This is a genomic window from Pseudolactococcus plantarum, assembly GCF_002441715.1.
Classification (GTDB): domain Bacteria; phylum Bacillota; class Bacilli; order Lactobacillales; family Streptococcaceae; genus Pseudolactococcus; species Pseudolactococcus plantarum.
The window spans coordinates 135,743-151,883 of sequence record NZ_JXJX01000001.1 but is presented as its reverse complement, the minus strand read 5'-3'; the positions used below and the strand labels follow the sequence as shown (position 1 = coordinate 151,883).

Here is a 16,141-nt window from a genome sequence, read left to right as displayed (position 1 = left end):
AAAAACAAAAAAATTTAGGACTACGAATCTGATTTTTAACACCTGACTGTCGACTTGTCAGGATAAGATTGATAAGCAATACACTATCAACCTTATCCTTTAATTTTATCATTAAAAAAAACGATATTTAAAAAGTTGAATATATGAAACTTTTTAATAATTGGTCTATACAAAAACACTGACTATGGTCAACGGATGCTTATTTATTGACATCAATATGACACACAAGATTAAAGATTATGTTAACACACTAAACAGACAGTTATCTAATCAATACAGCATCTACCATTATTCAAACTACAGCCATTAACATCAAAAAAAGACAACATATCGTCGTCTTTTTTGATATAACTATTTTTTGGTATTAGCGACGTTTCACGCATTAGAGATCAAAATCCATTGTTATCTCTAACTGTTTTGAACCAATAGCCACTTTTTTTAATTGTTCTTTTTGCATCATTGTCGAGATCAACAGCAACAAAGCCATATCTATTTTTATAGGCATTTAACCAAGACCAGTTATCCATACATGTCCACATATGATAGCCTTGTACTTGACTACCTTCTTGGATAGCACGATGGACCCATTTTAAATGCTCTGTCACAAATTCAATGCGATAGTCATCTTCTATCATGCCATTACTGTTGACAAAACGTTCTTCTCCTTCAACACCCATACCGTTTTCAGAAATATAACACCTGATATTACCATAATTCTCTTTTAAGTTAATCAGTGTATCGTAGATTCCCTTTTCGTATATCTCCCAACCACGATAAGGATTCATTTTCTTGCCTGGCATATCATAAACATCATAAAAGTCTTCTGGAAGCAAGCCTGCTTCACGCTTTTCTACTGGTGTTTCTTTTGCTTTGGCACGACGCGGTTGATAGTAGTTAACCCCTAATAAGTCAACAATATTCTCTGCGATAATGGCTAAATCTTCTGGTGTCGTTTGAGGGAGTAACTCATTTGCCTTGGCCCAGTCAATCATATCTTGCGGGAAATGACCTTTAACAGCTGGATCTAGAAATGAGCGATTAAAGAAACCATCTACAAATTGAGCAGCTGCAAGGTCTGCTTCGTTTTGCTCATCTCTTGGATAAGTCGGTGTCAAATTTAAGACAATACCGATTTCACCATCTAAATCCATGGCGTGATAGGCTGCAATCGCCTTAGCGCTAGCTAAAGCCTCATGATATAGGACTTGAATGCCTGCTTTTAAATCAACTTTATCAGGATAATGCCAGCCATAAAGATAACCACCTTCGACAGGCACGATCGGCTCGTTATGGGTAAACCACTTTTTAACACGATCGCCAAACAATTCAAAACATGTTTTAGCATAAGCGACATAAAGCTCGACAACCTCAAGACTTTCCCAACCACCTTTTTCTTGGAGAATCATGGGCATATCAAAATGATACAAATTAATAAAAGGGTCGATACCGTTCGCCAACAAGTCGTCTATCAGTTGATTATAAAACTTGACTGCTGCTTCATTAATCACTCCAGTTGTTGGATCTGGGATTAAGCGACTCCATTGAATAGACGTTCGAAAAGAATTATGACCTGTTTCTACCATTAACTGGATATCTTCTTGGTATTTTTGATAAACTTGTGATGTTAGATTTGGCCCTACTTGATTAAAAAATTTGTCTGGTTGTGTTTTGTACCAATAATCCCAGATATTTTCGCCTTTATGATCACCTTCAAAAACACCTTCTGTTTGTGGGCCACTTGCTGCAGATCCCCACCAAAAATTTTTTGGAAATTGATAAGACATAACGTTTCTTCCTTTTCTATAACAAAAGAATTGAACCTATCATTCGTATGATGATGGCTCAATCCTCTATTTTTTAGTCTTCTGTAGCTTCTTGTTTCAAATATTGATCAGTGGCTACTTTTACAAATGGGAGGTAAATCACAACTGCAATCAGTAAGTTAACAGCAGCAAGTACCCCACCAGCAATACTTTTCGTTGCTAGGAATCCACCAATAATTGGTGGTGTTACCCATGGTGGCATGAACGTTGCAGCGGGTACTATACCCGTAGCTGTCGCAATATAGGCAACTGTTACAAGTACCATTGGTACGAGAATGAACGGAATAAACATGATTGGGTTTAAAACGATTGGTAACCCAAACATCACTGGTTCATTAATATTGAAAATACCAGGTGCCAAACTCAAGTTAGTCACCACTTTAAATGGCTTATTACGACGACCAACGATTAAGATTGCAATCAATAGCGCAAGTGTTGCACCAGTACCACCTAAGTTTACAAATGAGTCAAAGAAAGGTTTATTGACGATATAAGGAATTTTAGTTCCTGCTTCTACTGCTTTAATATTTGCATCAATCGCTGGTACATTAATTGTCTGCATTAATGGATCTACCATGTTAGCGCCATGTAGGCCAAAGAACCAGAGGAATGGTGTCACAAACGCTAATAACAATGCTGATGGATAGCTATTGGCTAGACCCATGAACGGTTCTTGAACGGCTTTATAGAAAGAAAGCACAATATTATCAACACCTAAAGCAAATAGAATTGATGTAAATAAGCTAAATACGCCGACAGTAATCATAGCAGGTAATAAAGCCGCAAAAGATTTTGCAACTGCTGGCGGTACACCATCAGGCATTTTGATCACTAATTTTGGATTACCTGACAAGCGTTGGAATAGTTCTCCTGAAATAATCGCAATCAATAAAGCGATAAATAATCCAGTTGCGCCCATACCTTGAAGGCCACCTACTGCAAAGAATGATGCAACCGATACTGTACCAGCTGCGATACCATCTTTACCATAAGATTTAACTAAGTTATGTGCAACTAAGAAGGCCACTAATATGGCAAAAATTGCAAACGTACCATTCCAAATGTTACCACCAAAGCTTTTCCATATTGGTGCTTTGTTGTACATCATTGGGAAAATTTTATTTAATAACTCTTCATATCCTGGGATTGGCAGGTTATTAATTAAGGTTGCGAGTGCCCCTAAAATCATTAAAGGCATCGTTGTTACAAATGCATCACGAATGGCGATTAAGTGCCGTTGTGCTGCAATTTTAGATGCTTTTGGCATGAAATATTTTTCCATCCATTGAACAAATCCGTCCATTACTAGTCCTCCTTGTATTGACGCTAGTTAGCGCCGTTTCTTTTTGCTTTATCTAATGACCTATTGCTTCGGCATAACACGATAAAGTTCGATAATTTCTTTTGCTAAGTCTACAAAAGCAATCCCTGTCATCAAATGATCTTGTGCGTGTACCATATAGATTGAGACTGGTACCTCTTCACCATTAGCTGCTTTTGTTAGTAGATCAGTCTGACCGTGGTGTGCTTCAACAATCGCTTGACTCGCAGCTTTAATCCGTTCATCAGCTTTGTCAAAATCTCCTGCTTTAGCTGCTTGAATTGCTTCAACAGCTGATGATTTTGCTTCACCACCGTACATAATTAGCGGCATAATAACCGCCATTTGTTCATCGTTCATATGTCTCCTCTCTGAGTATCAATAGTTTAAATGATATGCCACTATAGTCGATATCAAAGAAATGTCTAATATCAACAGTGGTCTATACCAATATAATATCATTAACCTAATGTTTTTGCAACCCCTTTCACACATTTAAATATATTTTTAATTTTTCGACAGGTAACTCCTTAATTTAACAAAAACTAAACACCTAGAACTAGTCTAGGTGTTTAGCATTTCTGAAATTTTTTAACTTAACGGCCATTATATGCCTTGCTAATTTCATCCAATATCGCAAGCATTTGACGTTTCTTGAGTTTACCAAACATAAATGCCATGATCGTATCATTGATATTTTGAACCATCCCTGATGACTTGCTCTCCTCAGCAATCACAACATCTGTTGATTGATCATCAATCTTATGCAGCTCCCAACGTGTTTTAAATGTATTTCTATTCGTTTTTGTTGTAAAGGCGTAAATAGACGGTTCTGTTACTTCATCAAACTTAATTTTACCTGATTGATTTTTGCCAAAATTTTTCTGATATTCAAACCCGGTTAAGCTCGATATTTTTGGTGTTTTACCTGTATTTTGTTTTATATCGTATAAACTAGATTCAGTAATTTTGTCAAAAATGAATTGACGTGGTACATCAATTGTCTTTGTGATCTTCACTTTGTTTCTCCTTTTTTGTTCCTTTTACGTTCATGACAATCCCAATGATCAGTAATATTAAACTAAATAATGAAAAGGACCTTTGATTTTGATATATCGTCACAAATATTAAGAGCGCGACACTAACCAATCCCCAACCCCATTTTTGCATGGATTCTCCTTTTTTATACGATTAGCTGCTACATAACTCTTACACTAATTATAGGGTTTAAATAACCTCAGTGTTGAAATAAAGTGCTGTTCCCCAAGGTTCAGCCTTGATGGCATTTTTTGCTACTACAGCGGCCTGAGCTGGCGCACCTTTTGTGACGTCAAAAAATAGTTTTATCCCCTTTTTTTCTGAAAATTTGTAAGTAAAGTCCCCATCTAAATTCTCTAATAATGCAATCACTTTATCCTGCATCGCTGCCATATGAATCACAATCATGTCATTTCCTCCGATTTCATACTAACACTTAACTTCTTGTGCTGCAAGTCTCACATATGCCCGAGTGATTATCTTGGTAGATAAAAACTTCCTTTTAAAATACCAAAGGAAGTTTTTATAGGCGCACGCTAATCTACAGATTTTGTGGCATTTGCCGCGATAACAAATGGTGCCCAAATCGCAAGTGCTACAATAAATGACACGAGCGTCACGATTGGTGCACGCCAGTCATAAGCTGTTGCCATCAAACTCATCAAGAATGGTGGTACAACCCACGGTACCGCTGTAACAATAGGATCAACCAAATGTAGAGCTGTTGCTACATAACCAATTGTTACACCTGCTAATGGCGCCAAAATAAACGGAATGAAGAAGATTGGGTTCAATACAATTGGTAAACCAAACATAACTGGTTCATTAATATTGAACACAGATGGACCTATCCCTAGTTTTGCAACCACACGATAATCTTCTCGTTTAGACAATGCTAAGATCATAATCAACAGGGTGATTGTCCCACCAACACCACCAAACCATGCATAGCTATCAAATGAGTTACGAACCCACATGTACGCATCACCATTACCTGCTTTGATTGCGGCTTTTACGGCTTTCATGCCCCCTGCTTGATAAACATTACTATTTTTAAGTAGTCCGACACCCCAAATCCCTTCGAGAACTGGCGCCATAACGTTTGAACCATGGAGGCCAAAGAGCCACATCAAAGAAACTAGGAAGGTCACTAATAGGATAGCCCCTAAACTTTGACCAATATTCATAAATGGTTCCGCAATTGTTTTTTGGACCCAAGTAATCATGACATCGCCATTTTTGCCAAGTGTTATACTAAAGACGTAGTAAATGATTGCCGTAATATATAGTGCGACCGTAGCTGGGATAATGGCTGTAAATGCTTTAGCTACAGCTGGTGGCACAGAATCAGGCATTTTGATGGTAATTTCTTTGAGCATCAATTTTGCATAGATGATTGTTGCTAAAGCACCCATCACCATAATGACAAAATAAGCATTACCATCTAACTGGCCAAGTTTCAGCCATCCCCAACCACCAGCAGTTAAGGTACCATCTGAGTAAGACATACCACTTGTTGCAGTCCCGCCATTAATCGCTTTAGCTACTGCTGTTGGTAATTTTACTGCTGCTGTTGATGAGAATGAGAACCCAACTCCTTGAATTAATGCCGCAAGAGAGACGATCCCTCCAGCTAATTCATTAACGTGATAGGCTTTTGCAAGATTATATCCCCATGAGAAAGCAAAAATAACACCTACAATCGCTAATGTACCATTCCATACAAACCCGTTAATACCAATAATTTCTTTTATAACAGGAACAGTACTACCATCATATCCTGGGAAAAACTTAGCTGGTAGGTCACGAACAATTGCATTAATCATTACCGCAATTGCCCCTGCCATCGTCGCAGGCATCGTACCAATAAAAGCATCACGCAAGGCAATCAGGTGTTTTTGACCACCTATTTTAGCCGCTAGCGGGACGAAGTATTTCTCCATCCAAAGTGTAATAGCATTCATAAAAACTCTCCTTATGTCCCTTAAGACGCTATGCACAAAGTAAGCATATAAATTGAGTCACTACTTTAAAAGACAAAGTAGGCATCAATATTTTTTTATTACCTTGTAAAGTTCAATAATTTCTCTAGCCAAATCAACAAAAGCAATCCCTGTCATCAAATGGTCTTGTGCATGAACCATATAAATTGATACAGATACCGCTTCACCACTCGCTGCTTGGGTTAACAAATTTGTCTGACCATGATGTGCCGAAACAATCGCTTGATTTGCCGCATCAAGGCGTTCATCAGCTTTTTCGAAGTCTCCTAGTTTGGCAGCTTGAATCGCCTCAATAGCAGACGATTTTGCTTCGCCACCATACATAATTAATGGCATAATCTCTGCCATTTGTTCATCGTTCATATATCACCTCTCTCTTTCATATCATTTTCAAACAGTCAGCATTGACGAATATTAAACATATGATATGGTGTAAGTTCAGATGTTTTGTCAGCCATTCTGACATAACTTAAGACAGTTTCTTAGTATTTACAAAGCATATAAACCATAATAAAAAAGAAAACGCTTACATCTGTATATACCAATTCTACATTATTTATTTTTGTTTTGCAAGGATTCAACCCATTAAAAAACTAATTATTTTATTCACAACATTAATCTAGCTAATGCTAATCAAAGAATGACACGAAAAAAAGCCTAAATTAATCCAAGCTTTCCTTTTTTAATAAAGCGTATTAAAACTGTGATGCAGTCCGAACCAAATCAATAGGACCGCTGAAACAATGAAAATGGTGAAGAAAATAATTTTTCGAATTTTTGAAATTCTATGTGCAACGATTCTTGGTGCAAACGGTGCTGCAAGTAATATCCCACCGATAGCACCACCAATATGTCCAGAAATACTAACATCTGTCTGAAACAAGTTGATGACCAAGTTAGCCAACACAAGCACAGCAAATTGCTTTCCGATCTCTAGAAAAGAGCTATTCTTTGTCAGATATCCGATCATTGCCATAGCTGAAAATACACCAAACAGTGAAGTTGAGGCTCCTGCTGAGAGAGAAAATGGTTCTAAAAAGAAGATGACAATATTACCATAAATACCTGAGAGGAGATAAATCATGAAGAAACGTTGGCTACCAAATGCACCCTCTATCTGTCTACCAATAAATACCAGAGTAAAAAAGTTGAGTAAAAAATGTTCCCATCCAATATGCACAAATATAGGTGTAACAAGACGCCAAAGATGTATAGGATGTGCGATGATATCTGGACCAAATAGGGCACCAGAATGAAACAGGTTGATTGGATTTTGGGAGTGAGCACCATATCTTAGTAGTTGAGTCATCCAAACCCCAAAGGTAATGGTTGCGAGTATATAAGTAGTTGGATATCGATTAAATTCATTGCGAAAATTAGTCAGTTTATTCATAGTTATTATATTATACCTTAAATATCTTAGAAATAGGCACATCAAATTTTTCTGGTTGCAACTCTGAGGTCATCTGAAAGTCATAAACCAAGCTAACCGTCTTCCCTCGAAAGTTTGCTAAGTAACGATCATAGTAACCGCCGCCAAAGCCAACACGGTAACCTTCTAGATTCCACGCAAGACCTGGCACAACAATTAAATCAGGTGTCACACTAACAGTTGACATCGATTCTTTGACACCAAAAGCCGTCATCATTAGGTTATCTGGCTCATAATCTGTAAAAATCATTTGATGATCAGCCAGTGTTTTCGGAATGACAAAACGTTTTGTTTCATCTTCAAATATTTTGGTGATATCAAATTCAAATGGCATGGGCAAAAAAACACCAATAATCTTCGCCTGTTTATAGACATCAGATAACTGAAATTGTGTTATAATCTCTGCTGTCTGACGTGCTTTTTCAACTGAGTCAAAGCACCCTAAGGATACTTTCATTTTTTTTCGTATTTCTGCTTTCTTTTTCATATCTTTTATGATACCATAAAGGGGTAGTTTGTTTACGATTTAAAAAGTTTGGTTCATTTTGTTTCATCCTTTCTAAGCGGTTTCAGATTTACACAAAATTAAAATGCCCAACGGGCGAAGGAGATTCAAAATGGCACAAGGTACAGTTAAATGGTTTAACGCTGAAAAAGGTTTCGGTTTCATCACTGGTCAAGACGGAAAAGACGTTTTCGTACATTTCTCAGCAATCCAAACAGACGGTTTCAAAACTCTTGAAGAAGGTCAAGCAGTAAGCTACGACGTTGAAGATGGCGCTCGCGGTTTACAAGCTGTTAACGTTACTCGTTAATTCCAGCTTAATATAATTAACTATTAGTTGTAAAACAGATAGTTAAGTAAAACAAAACATACTTTTTGAAGTATGTTTTGTTTTTTATTCTCATATTTTTTTCATGTTAGCCATTATTTTTTATGTTAAACTAAAGATATTGCAGAAAAATAAAGGCAACAATTTTTAACATAACTTTTAAACTCATACAACTATAGAAAGGAGCTATCCTATCGTCGTTTGTGATCATCAAACGATGTGATAATCATTATGATAGATTTAACAAAAGGAACACCAATTAAGGTCATCTTATTATTTACGCTCCCACTGCTTTTAGGCAATTTATTTCAACTGTTTTATAACTTCATTGATGCGATTATCGTGGGACATACACTGGGAAAAGACGCATTTGCTGCGGTTGGTGCAACCAGTGCGCTAAATTTCTTAGTCATGGGATTTGCTATAGGGATTACCAGCGGGTTTGCCATCATCATCTCACAACGTTTTGGTGCTAATGATTTAGAAGGTATAAAAAAATCTTATGTGACAGGGTTCTTCTTAACCTTAATCACATCGATAGGACTCACTGTGATTGCTTATGCCTTTTCACTGCCTTTACTGGAGTGGATGCAAACACCAAAAGATTTAATAGCTGACGCGCATGATTTTCTGAGGGCCATCTTTGGTGGGATGATTTTCACAGTAGTCTTTAATTATTTATCAAATGTACTACGTGCCCTTGGAGATTCTAAAACACCTTTAATCGCTTTAATCATCTCTACTGTACTCAATGTTATTCTAGAATTTTACTTCATTCTAGGCTTACATACTGGTGTATTCGGAGCTGGTATCGCAACGATTATTGCACAAGCATTTTCAGTTGTTTATCTGCTGATCTACATCAAGCTAAAAATGCCACTACTGCATGTTAAACAGCAACATTTCAAGTTAGATAAGATTGAAATACACAAACACGCAAGGCTTGGCTACCCAATGGGATTTCAATCTAGTATCATTGCAATTGGTAGCTTAACTTTACAAATCGTTCTAAATAAACTCGGTACAGATGTTGTTGCCATGCAAGCTATCGGCAGACAAATTGATCAACTTGCCATGCTACCGATGATGAGCTTAGGGCTTGCCGTAACTACGTTTACTGCTCAAAATTTTGGTGCTAGACAATATAAACGGATGTTAATAGGCTTGAAACACTCAGTGATTATCAATGTCATCTGGGGGATTTTATTTACCGTAGTGCTACTCGTCTTTAATCAGTTTTTCTCAGGACTGTTTATCAGTCACAAGGAAACAAAAATCATTCAGTTAGCGTTTGATTACTACTTAGTCAACGGTGCATTTTACTGGCTATTAGCCATACTATTTGTTGTCCGTTCCTTTATTCAAGGGTATGGTAATAGCTTAGTCCCAACTTTAGCTGGTATAGCAGAACTCCTGATGAGAGCTGGTGTATCCATTTTAGGACTGTTTACAATCGGATTAATCGGTGTCCTATTTTCTAGTCCAGCTGCCTGGATTGGTAGTGTCGTGATTCTGGTACCAAGTTATTTCAGAATTACTAAAGATTTGAAAACGAAAAGTGAGCAAAATTTGTCTATCCTATAATCTTATGATAGGCGCGTTAATTCAGTTTGAGTCATCACACACAAAAAACCTTTGGTAGATTACTACCAAAGGTTTTTTTAGTTGCTTTAACGCTAACACGAGCAGATGCCTACTTAGAACGCAGGCACAAGTGTTGCACTGTGGTTTTTCTCTAAAAAGTCACGAACAGTACTGCTCGTCATAGCTTTTTTCAGTGCTTTTATCTTATCAGAATCTTGATTATCTTGTCTTGCGACAACTTGAATCGCAAAACGACCATCAATTTTTTTCTCTAAAAATAGTGCATCAGCTGGTTTCAACCCAATTTTTGCGATATAAGTTGGGTAATTATAAACTAATGCGACACCTGGTTCACTGTAGGCTGCTGATAAATTAAGTAGATCTACTTGTAACCATTCTAGGTGTTTTGGATTCTCAGTAATATCTTTGATTGTCCCGTTAGCACCTACACCAGATTTTAACGTAATTAATTTTTGTTCAGCTAAGATAGCTAAAGCACGTCCTTGATTAGAAGGATCATTAGGGATGGCAACTTTGCTGCCTTCGGGAATTGCATCAATTGATTTATAATCTTTAGAGTAAAATCCTACTTTAGCATTATAAATTGGTTGAATCGCAACTAATTTAGCTTTTTTTTCTGAATTGTATTTTTGCATATATGGTTTATGTTCTGCAAAACTAGCATCAGCTTCACCACTAGCAACCATATCATTATAGGCTACATTATCAGTCACTTGAACTAATTTGATATCCCAACCTTCTTTTTTGGCAACCTTTGCAGCTACCTTAACGACATCTGTCATGGGTGTTGTCTGACTTGCAACAGTAATTACTTTATCTTTTTTATCTGTTTTACTATCACTTGTGTCATTTTTCGACTTATTGCTACCGCAAGCCACTAACGAAAGACCTAATCCAACCATCACAACTGCTAAAGCCCATTTTTTCATTATATTACTCCTATTTTTTATTATGGTAACAACTTGACAAGTGTTACCATGTCCTATTTTCTTTTATCTAATTTGTATGCGACTGTATTGCCTATCATTTGAATCACGAAAACAATAAGGATCATCATCGCAATCGCTAGTGCCATAATCCCATACTGATAACTTTGATAGCCATATAAAATCGCAAAGCTACCAATACCTCCGCCACCAATAATACCCATTACAGTTGAATAAGAAACCAAACTGACAATTGCAGTCGTATAAGCTAAAATTAGACCACTCCGTGCTTCTGGCAATAAAAAGTGCCAGATGTATTGCCATTTTGTTGCCCCTAAGGCATCAGCTAGTGCTCTAGTCTCGACTGGTACATCTAGCAATACCTGCTCTACTAAACGTGCAACAATCACAACACCAATGATACTTAAGGGAAAAGAAGCCGGATACGGTCCAAATGCTCTACCCAGTAATAAGCGTGTCAAAGGAATTAAGGTGATGACAAATAATAAATACGGAAAAGATCTGACAAACGTGACAAAAAAATTAAATAGCCAATACCGAAAGTGCCGCTTACCTTTTATTTGTGGGTTTGAATCAAACATCATAATGCCTAGCGGTAACCCAAAAACTAAGCAACTCATGATGGCAATCCCCATCATGATAAACGTTTCTTTGATGGCAATCAAAAGCTCAGGTAAATAAAACTGAACTGACTGTATTAAACTCATTCCACCATCCTCCGACGTACTTTATCTAGATAAGAACTCTCTGATTCAGATAGTAGCTCAGGTGTGTTATTGACCTCACCTAATACCCGTCCTTTCTCTAAAACTAATACACGATTACAAAGTTTTTGAACAGCATCCAAGTCATGACTGACAAAAAATATAGTGATGCCAAATGCTTGATGACTATCTTTTAATAATCGTAAAATCGCTGCTGTATTGTCTTCATCTAAAGAACTTGTTGCCTCATCGCACAATAAAATTTCTGGCTGCCTAACTAGCGCTCTTGCTATTGCGACGCGTTGTTTTTCACCACCAGATAGTTCAGCTGGATACGCGTTCTCTTTTTCTGACATCCCAACAAAGTTCAATAATTCAGCTACTTTTTTGCTATTTTTTTGACCGACTAATGTCAACGGCAATGCAATATTTTGTGCGACCGTCTTATTCGCTAAAAGATTATAGTGTTGAAATACAACACCAATCTTTGCTTTATAGTGCGATAGTTGCGTTTTGCTTAGTTGATCAGTTGTCTTTCCATCTATCAATATCTGACCACTTGTTGGCTTCTCCACCAAGTTAAGGAGTTTAAGTAAGGTCGTTTTTCCTGAACCACTCTTACCCACAATCCCTAAAATATCATTTTTTTCAACAGAAAATGATAAGTTTTCTAATGCTACATGATTTAAATACCGTTTAGATACACTAATCACATCAATCATCTGATGCCCCTCTACTTCTAACTAGTTATCTAAAAAGACTACTCTTTATTTTACAAAAAACTTGGTGATTCACAAAATAAAATGCATCACTTTAGACCGATGTCATTTTTCATCATATCGCTAAATCCATCGGTGCAATGGTTCTGGTTTTATAAAATATATCAGCAACTTCTCTAACTGTTTTGGGCTGAGGTTCAAAAATCCAAAGTTGGATGATAGATAGCGTTGTATTTAATAAGATTGACCGACTATACTCAATCGGAATCGTTGCGTTAAACTTATGAAAGGCTTGAATATAGTCAGCAATAATTGCTTTAACTTTTTCAACAAATTTTTGATCTAACATAAAGATTTTTAGCAGTGGCATATTGTCATAAATATAGGTTAGAACGTCAACCATCCCTTCACCTAATCCGCAATCTATCGTATGATCAAATATCGTCTTCTTAAAACCAGTTAATAGCTCTTTTTCTATAGAGAGGATAAAATCATTAAAATCTTCATAAGTAAGATAAAAAGTTCCTCTGTTTATCTGCGCTAATGTTGTTAGTTCACTAATAGATATATGATCTAATGTCTTACGATTGGTCAGCGCTATGAAAGCATCAATTAGCTTATTTCTCGTTTCTTTTTTCAAAAAATCACCATTTTCCTTATTTTTGTTCATCGTGTTTGACTACTCAAGCGTTATACTAAGTTCATGAACATATTAATTATTTATAGCTATCCACATCATGATAGTCTAAACGGAAACATTTTGGACACTGTCCTACAGAGTATTGATAAACAACACACAGTCACAACAATTGATCTTTATCAAGACAACTTTAATCCTGTACTTTATTTTGATAAAGTACATAGACGCAGAGATCTACAATTTGATCCAGAAACGCAAGCCTATCGAGATGCTATCACGCATAGTGATCACATCATCTTTATCTTTCCTATCTGGTGGAGTGGGATGCCTGCTATCTTAAAAGGATTCATTGACAGAGTTTTCGTCCAAAACTTTGCTTATGCCTACGCACCAAAAAAACTCATTCCCATTAAACTCCTAAAAGGCAAAACAGCTGATATCATTGTCACACATGACACACCATATCTATTTGCAAAACTTGTCCAAAAAGACTACGGAAACGTCTTAAAGAAACAGATCTTAGCAGACATGTGTGGGATAAAAGTTAATAAAATGCTGAGTTTACCCAATGTTAAAAACAGTAGCTTAAACCAAAGACAACAGTTCTTGAAAAAAGTTGCTAACTATTTTCTGAAACTATGAACTATAGTTAAAATGCTGTCATTTCGGCATTATTTCAGACATAGCACGGATTATGCTATCTGTTTCAAGTTAAACAACTACTTTTTAACAAACTATTAACATAACATTTAAAAATAATTCATCTTATTGCAATTATATAATATTATTTGCTAAGTAGTACAGCTGAATTATTTTTTTACAAACATCGTCCTGGATTTGATAGGTATCCATCTTAAAAATCTCTCATCATTTGATGGTCAAAACATCGCAAAAAGTTAAGCAGTTTCCAGCTTATCTGTTAAATCAAAACGACAACAATTAGTCGAAACTGAAGATAAACAACACCCTTTGTCTGATCAAAAAATAACCGACCTAATGAGTCAATCCGACCTAGCTATTTCTAGAAGAACTGTTGTAAAATATAGAAACGCTTTGGGTATACTAGCCTCTAGCAAGCGAAAAAGCTATTAAAAAAGCAGCCCCATTGCTTATTGGGCTGCTTTTACTTTTAGAAAATCTGAGATGTGTTTCACGCCAAAGGCAAGTGCCCGTTCATCAGGCGACATTTTAGGATGATGTAGTGCATAAGGTGTCTCTATACCAAGCCAAAACATCACACCTGGCACCTTGGATAATAGGTAGCCAAAATCTTCGCCAGTCATAGCTGGAGCAATATCGATGAGATTAACACCCTCTGCTTGATCAAAGAAAGTCATCAATTCTGTCGCCAACTCTGGATTGTTTTCAACTGGTAAATAACCACCTTGTCGAAGCTCAATATCAACAGATAAGCCAAAACTGAGTGCCACGCCCTCAGCAATTTCGCGGATACGCTTTTGGGTCAAGTCATTCATCTCTTGTGTTAATGTTCGAATTGTCCCGTGTAGATGAGCTGTTTCTGCGATGACATTATTTGTTGTCCCAGCATGCATACTACCAAATGTGACCACAGCACCTTCTATTGGGTCAACATTTCGGCTCACAATCGTTTGCACCTGCGTGACAAAATAGCTTGCTGCAACTAAGGCATCGTTCGCATGTTGTGGAAACGCTGCATGACCACCTGTTCCTTTAAATGTTACTTTGACCTCACACGTTCCAGCAAACAAAGTCCCAGTATTCGTCGCAATATCGCCTACCTTAAGATCAGGTCGAACATGAAGGCCATAAAATTCATCCGGATGGTATTCTCCATCAAATACACCTGCTTCATACATAAGCATGCCACCTGCTTCATTTTCTTCAGCAGGTTGAAACAGAAAAAGCAAATTATTTTTAGGCTGGTGCACTAACATCTGCTCTAACACACCGAGTGCTAACGTCATATGCATATCATGCCCACACGCATGCATATTTCCTTCATGACGTGATGCAAACTCAAGACCAGTATCTTCTATGATAGGCAAGCCATCAATATCAGTACGCCAACCGATCGTTTTTTGAGGTGCACTGCCATTTATTTTTAGGACAATACCAGTCTGCCATGTCTTGATCTCAACAAATGATTTACCTGCAATCATCTCTTGAATGGTAGCCATCAAATAAGCATGAGTTTTAACTTCTTCTAGCCCTATTTCTGGTATCTGATGTAGTGCTCTACGAATTGCAATAAGATCAAGCATAGACGTCTCCTTATATCTGTATACTAATAGCGAAAAAGGCAAAACACGCTTTGCCTTTTTATCTGTGACAAACTCGACGGTCTATCAAGCCTGTCTTCGTCAAATATTGCGTTATGAACAGGCTAATTAAAGCGTGCGTAATGCATCTTCTAGAGCTGTTTTTTGTTTTGTTTTATCATCAATTGCTTTAATGATGCGTGCTGGCACCCCAGCGACAACAACATTTTCAGGAACATCTTGTGTGACGATCGCACCAGCAGCAACGACAGAGCCATTGCCTACTTGAACACCTTCAATAACGACAGCATTCGCACCAACTAACACATCATCACCAATACGTACTGGTTCAGCACTAGCTGGCTCGATAACACCTGCAAGCACAGCGCCCGCACCAATATGTGAATTAGTTCCAACGATTGCACGACCGCCAAGAATAGCACCCATATCAATCATGGTACCTGCACCAATCTCTGCACCGATATTGATGACTGCACCCATCATGATCACAGCATTATCACCGATCGTAACCTGATCTCTAATGACAGCACCTGGCTCAATTCGTGCATTAATCTCACGTTTATCAAGCAAAGGAACTGCTGAATTGCGACCATCTTGTTCTACTACATACGTTTTATTTTCTGTTAACCCACTTAAAAGCGGGGCAATATCTGCCCAATCACCAAACAACGTATTGCCAAGCTTAACAACTGAATCTGGGACAGTTGTAGCTAACTCGCCTTCAAACGTCACCTTCACAGCTGTTTTTTTCTCAGCATTCGCAATAAATTGAATAATTTCTTGTGCATTCATAGTATTAGACATTATAATCTCCT

18 protein-coding genes and 1 pseudogene are annotated in these 16,141 nt (G+C 37.2%); 4 read left to right on the top strand and 15 right to left on the bottom strand.

The window, feature by feature from the left end; translation table 11 throughout:
• Positions 1 to 389 precede the first annotated feature (389 nt).
• From RU87_RS00745 to RU87_RS00705, 9 genes are all read right to left on the bottom strand, one after another.
• On the bottom strand, positions 390 to 1,784 hold the full coding sequence (locus RU87_RS00745; RefSeq protein ID WP_068159665.1) for a glycoside hydrolase family 1 protein: 1,395 nt from the start codon (positions 1,782 to 1,784) through the stop codon (positions 390 to 392).
• Between the two features lie 73 nt (positions 1,785 to 1,857).
• Positions 1,858 to 3,126, bottom strand: a complete 1,269-nt coding sequence (locus tag RU87_RS00740; RefSeq protein ID WP_068159668.1) for a PTS sugar transporter subunit IIC — start codon at positions 3,124 to 3,126, stop codon at positions 1,858 to 1,860.
• A 60-nt stretch (positions 3,127 to 3,186) separates the two neighbouring features.
• A complete protein-coding gene (locus tag RU87_RS00735) occupies positions 3,187 to 3,504 on the bottom strand; it encodes a PTS sugar transporter subunit IIA (RefSeq protein ID WP_068159672.1) in 318 nt (105 codons plus the stop codon).
• Positions 3,505 to 3,740: 236 nt separating this feature from the next.
• The gene (locus RU87_RS00730; protein WP_068159675.1) at positions 3,741 to 4,163 is read right to left on the bottom strand and encodes a DUF3284 domain-containing protein; all 423 of its coding nucleotides are present in this window, start codon (positions 4,161 to 4,163) and stop codon (positions 3,741 to 3,743) included.
• 208 nt (positions 4,164 to 4,371) lie between these two features.
• The gene (locus RU87_RS00725) at positions 4,372 to 4,590 is read right to left on the bottom strand and encodes a hypothetical protein (RefSeq protein ID WP_068159678.1); all 219 of its coding nucleotides are present in this window, start codon (positions 4,588 to 4,590) and stop codon (positions 4,372 to 4,374) included.
• Positions 4,591 to 4,718: 128 nt separating this feature from the next.
• Positions 4,719 to 6,146 carry a PTS sugar transporter subunit IIC gene (locus tag RU87_RS00720; protein ID WP_068159680.1) on the bottom strand — a complete coding sequence of 476 codons (1,428 nt, stop codon included), beginning with the start codon at positions 6,144 to 6,146 and terminating at the stop codon, positions 4,719 to 4,721.
• A gap of 84 nt (positions 6,147 to 6,230) precedes the next feature.
• Positions 6,231 to 6,548: a PTS sugar transporter subunit IIA gene (locus RU87_RS00715; RefSeq protein ID WP_068159682.1), complete on the bottom strand. Its 318-nt coding sequence runs from the start codon at positions 6,546 to 6,548 to the stop codon at positions 6,231 to 6,233.
• Positions 6,549 to 6,867: 319 nt separating this feature from the next.
• Positions 6,868 to 7,578, bottom strand: coding sequence for a rhomboid family intramembrane serine protease (locus RU87_RS00710; RefSeq protein WP_231860416.1), 711 nt, complete (start codon positions 7,576 to 7,578; stop codon positions 6,868 to 6,870).
• Between the two features lie 10 nt (positions 7,579 to 7,588).
• Complete coding sequence (locus tag RU87_RS00705) at positions 7,589 to 8,104, bottom strand: 5-formyltetrahydrofolate cyclo-ligase (protein ID WP_068159685.1); 516 nt, start codon at positions 8,102 to 8,104, stop codon at positions 7,589 to 7,591.
• A gap of 130 nt (positions 8,105 to 8,234) precedes the next feature.
• Between RU87_RS00705 and RU87_RS00700 the strand changes: the two genes are divergently transcribed.
• Together RU87_RS00700 and RU87_RS00695 are read left to right on the top strand one after the other, a co-directional pair.
• Positions 8,235 to 8,432, top strand: a complete 198-nt coding sequence (locus tag RU87_RS00700) for a cold-shock protein (protein ID WP_068159688.1) — start codon at positions 8,235 to 8,237, stop codon at positions 8,430 to 8,432.
• A gap of 249 nt (positions 8,433 to 8,681) precedes the next feature.
• Positions 8,682 to 10,034 (top strand): MATE family efflux transporter, encoded by a 1,353-nt coding sequence (locus tag RU87_RS00695; protein ID WP_068160098.1) that lies wholly within the window; start codon positions 8,682 to 8,684, stop codon positions 10,032 to 10,034.
• A 113-nt stretch (positions 10,035 to 10,147) separates the two neighbouring features.
• Here RU87_RS00695 and RU87_RS00690 read toward each other — a convergent pair whose 3' ends face one another.
• The 4 genes from RU87_RS00690 to RU87_RS00675 all read right to left on the bottom strand — a co-directional run bounded on the left by RU87_RS00690 (position 10,148) and on the right by RU87_RS00675 (position 13,095).
• A complete protein-coding gene (locus RU87_RS00690) occupies positions 10,148 to 10,984 on the bottom strand; it encodes a MetQ/NlpA family ABC transporter substrate-binding protein (protein ID WP_068159692.1) in 837 nt (278 codons plus the stop codon).
• Positions 10,985 to 11,037: 53 nt separating this feature from the next.
• Positions 11,038 to 11,709, bottom strand: coding sequence for a methionine ABC transporter permease (locus RU87_RS00685; protein ID WP_068159695.1), 672 nt, complete (start codon positions 11,707 to 11,709; stop codon positions 11,038 to 11,040).
• Entirely contained in the window at positions 11,706 to 12,428 is a 723-nt protein-coding gene (locus tag RU87_RS00680; protein WP_068159697.1) for an ATP-binding cassette domain-containing protein, read from the bottom strand. The genes RU87_RS00685 and RU87_RS00680 overlap by 4 nt, the downstream gene beginning before the upstream one ends.
• 112 nt (positions 12,429 to 12,540) lie before the next feature.
• Positions 12,541 to 13,095 carry a TetR/AcrR family transcriptional regulator gene (locus tag RU87_RS00675; protein WP_068159700.1) on the bottom strand — a complete coding sequence of 185 codons (555 nt, stop codon included), beginning with the start codon at positions 13,093 to 13,095 and terminating at the stop codon, positions 12,541 to 12,543.
• A 33-nt stretch (positions 13,096 to 13,128) separates the two neighbouring features.
• Between RU87_RS00675 and RU87_RS00670 the strand changes: the two genes are divergently transcribed.
• On the top strand, positions 13,129 to 13,707 hold the full coding sequence (locus RU87_RS00670; RefSeq protein WP_068159704.1) for an NAD(P)H-dependent oxidoreductase: 579 nt from the start codon (positions 13,129 to 13,131) through the stop codon (positions 13,705 to 13,707).
• A 273-nt stretch (positions 13,708 to 13,980) separates the two neighbouring features.
• Positions 13,981 to 14,157 (top strand): annotated as a pseudogene (locus RU87_RS00665) (RNA polymerase factor sigma-54); the annotation flags it as partial.
• A gap of 17 nt (positions 14,158 to 14,174) precedes the next feature.
• Here RU87_RS00665 and RU87_RS00660 read toward each other — a convergent pair.
• Both RU87_RS00660 and dapD read right to left on the bottom strand, forming a co-directional pair.
• Positions 14,175 to 15,308 carry an N-acetyldiaminopimelate deacetylase gene (locus RU87_RS00660; RefSeq protein ID WP_068159707.1) on the bottom strand — a complete coding sequence of 378 codons (1,134 nt, stop codon included), beginning with the start codon at positions 15,306 to 15,308 and terminating at the stop codon, positions 14,175 to 14,177.
• Between the two features lie 126 nt (positions 15,309 to 15,434).
• Positions 15,435 to 16,130 carry a 2,3,4,5-tetrahydropyridine-2,6-dicarboxylate N-acetyltransferase gene (dapD, locus tag RU87_RS00655; protein WP_231860417.1) on the bottom strand — a complete coding sequence of 232 codons (696 nt, stop codon included), beginning with the start codon at positions 16,128 to 16,130 and terminating at the stop codon, positions 15,435 to 15,437.
• Positions 16,131 to 16,141 lie beyond the last annotated feature (11 nt).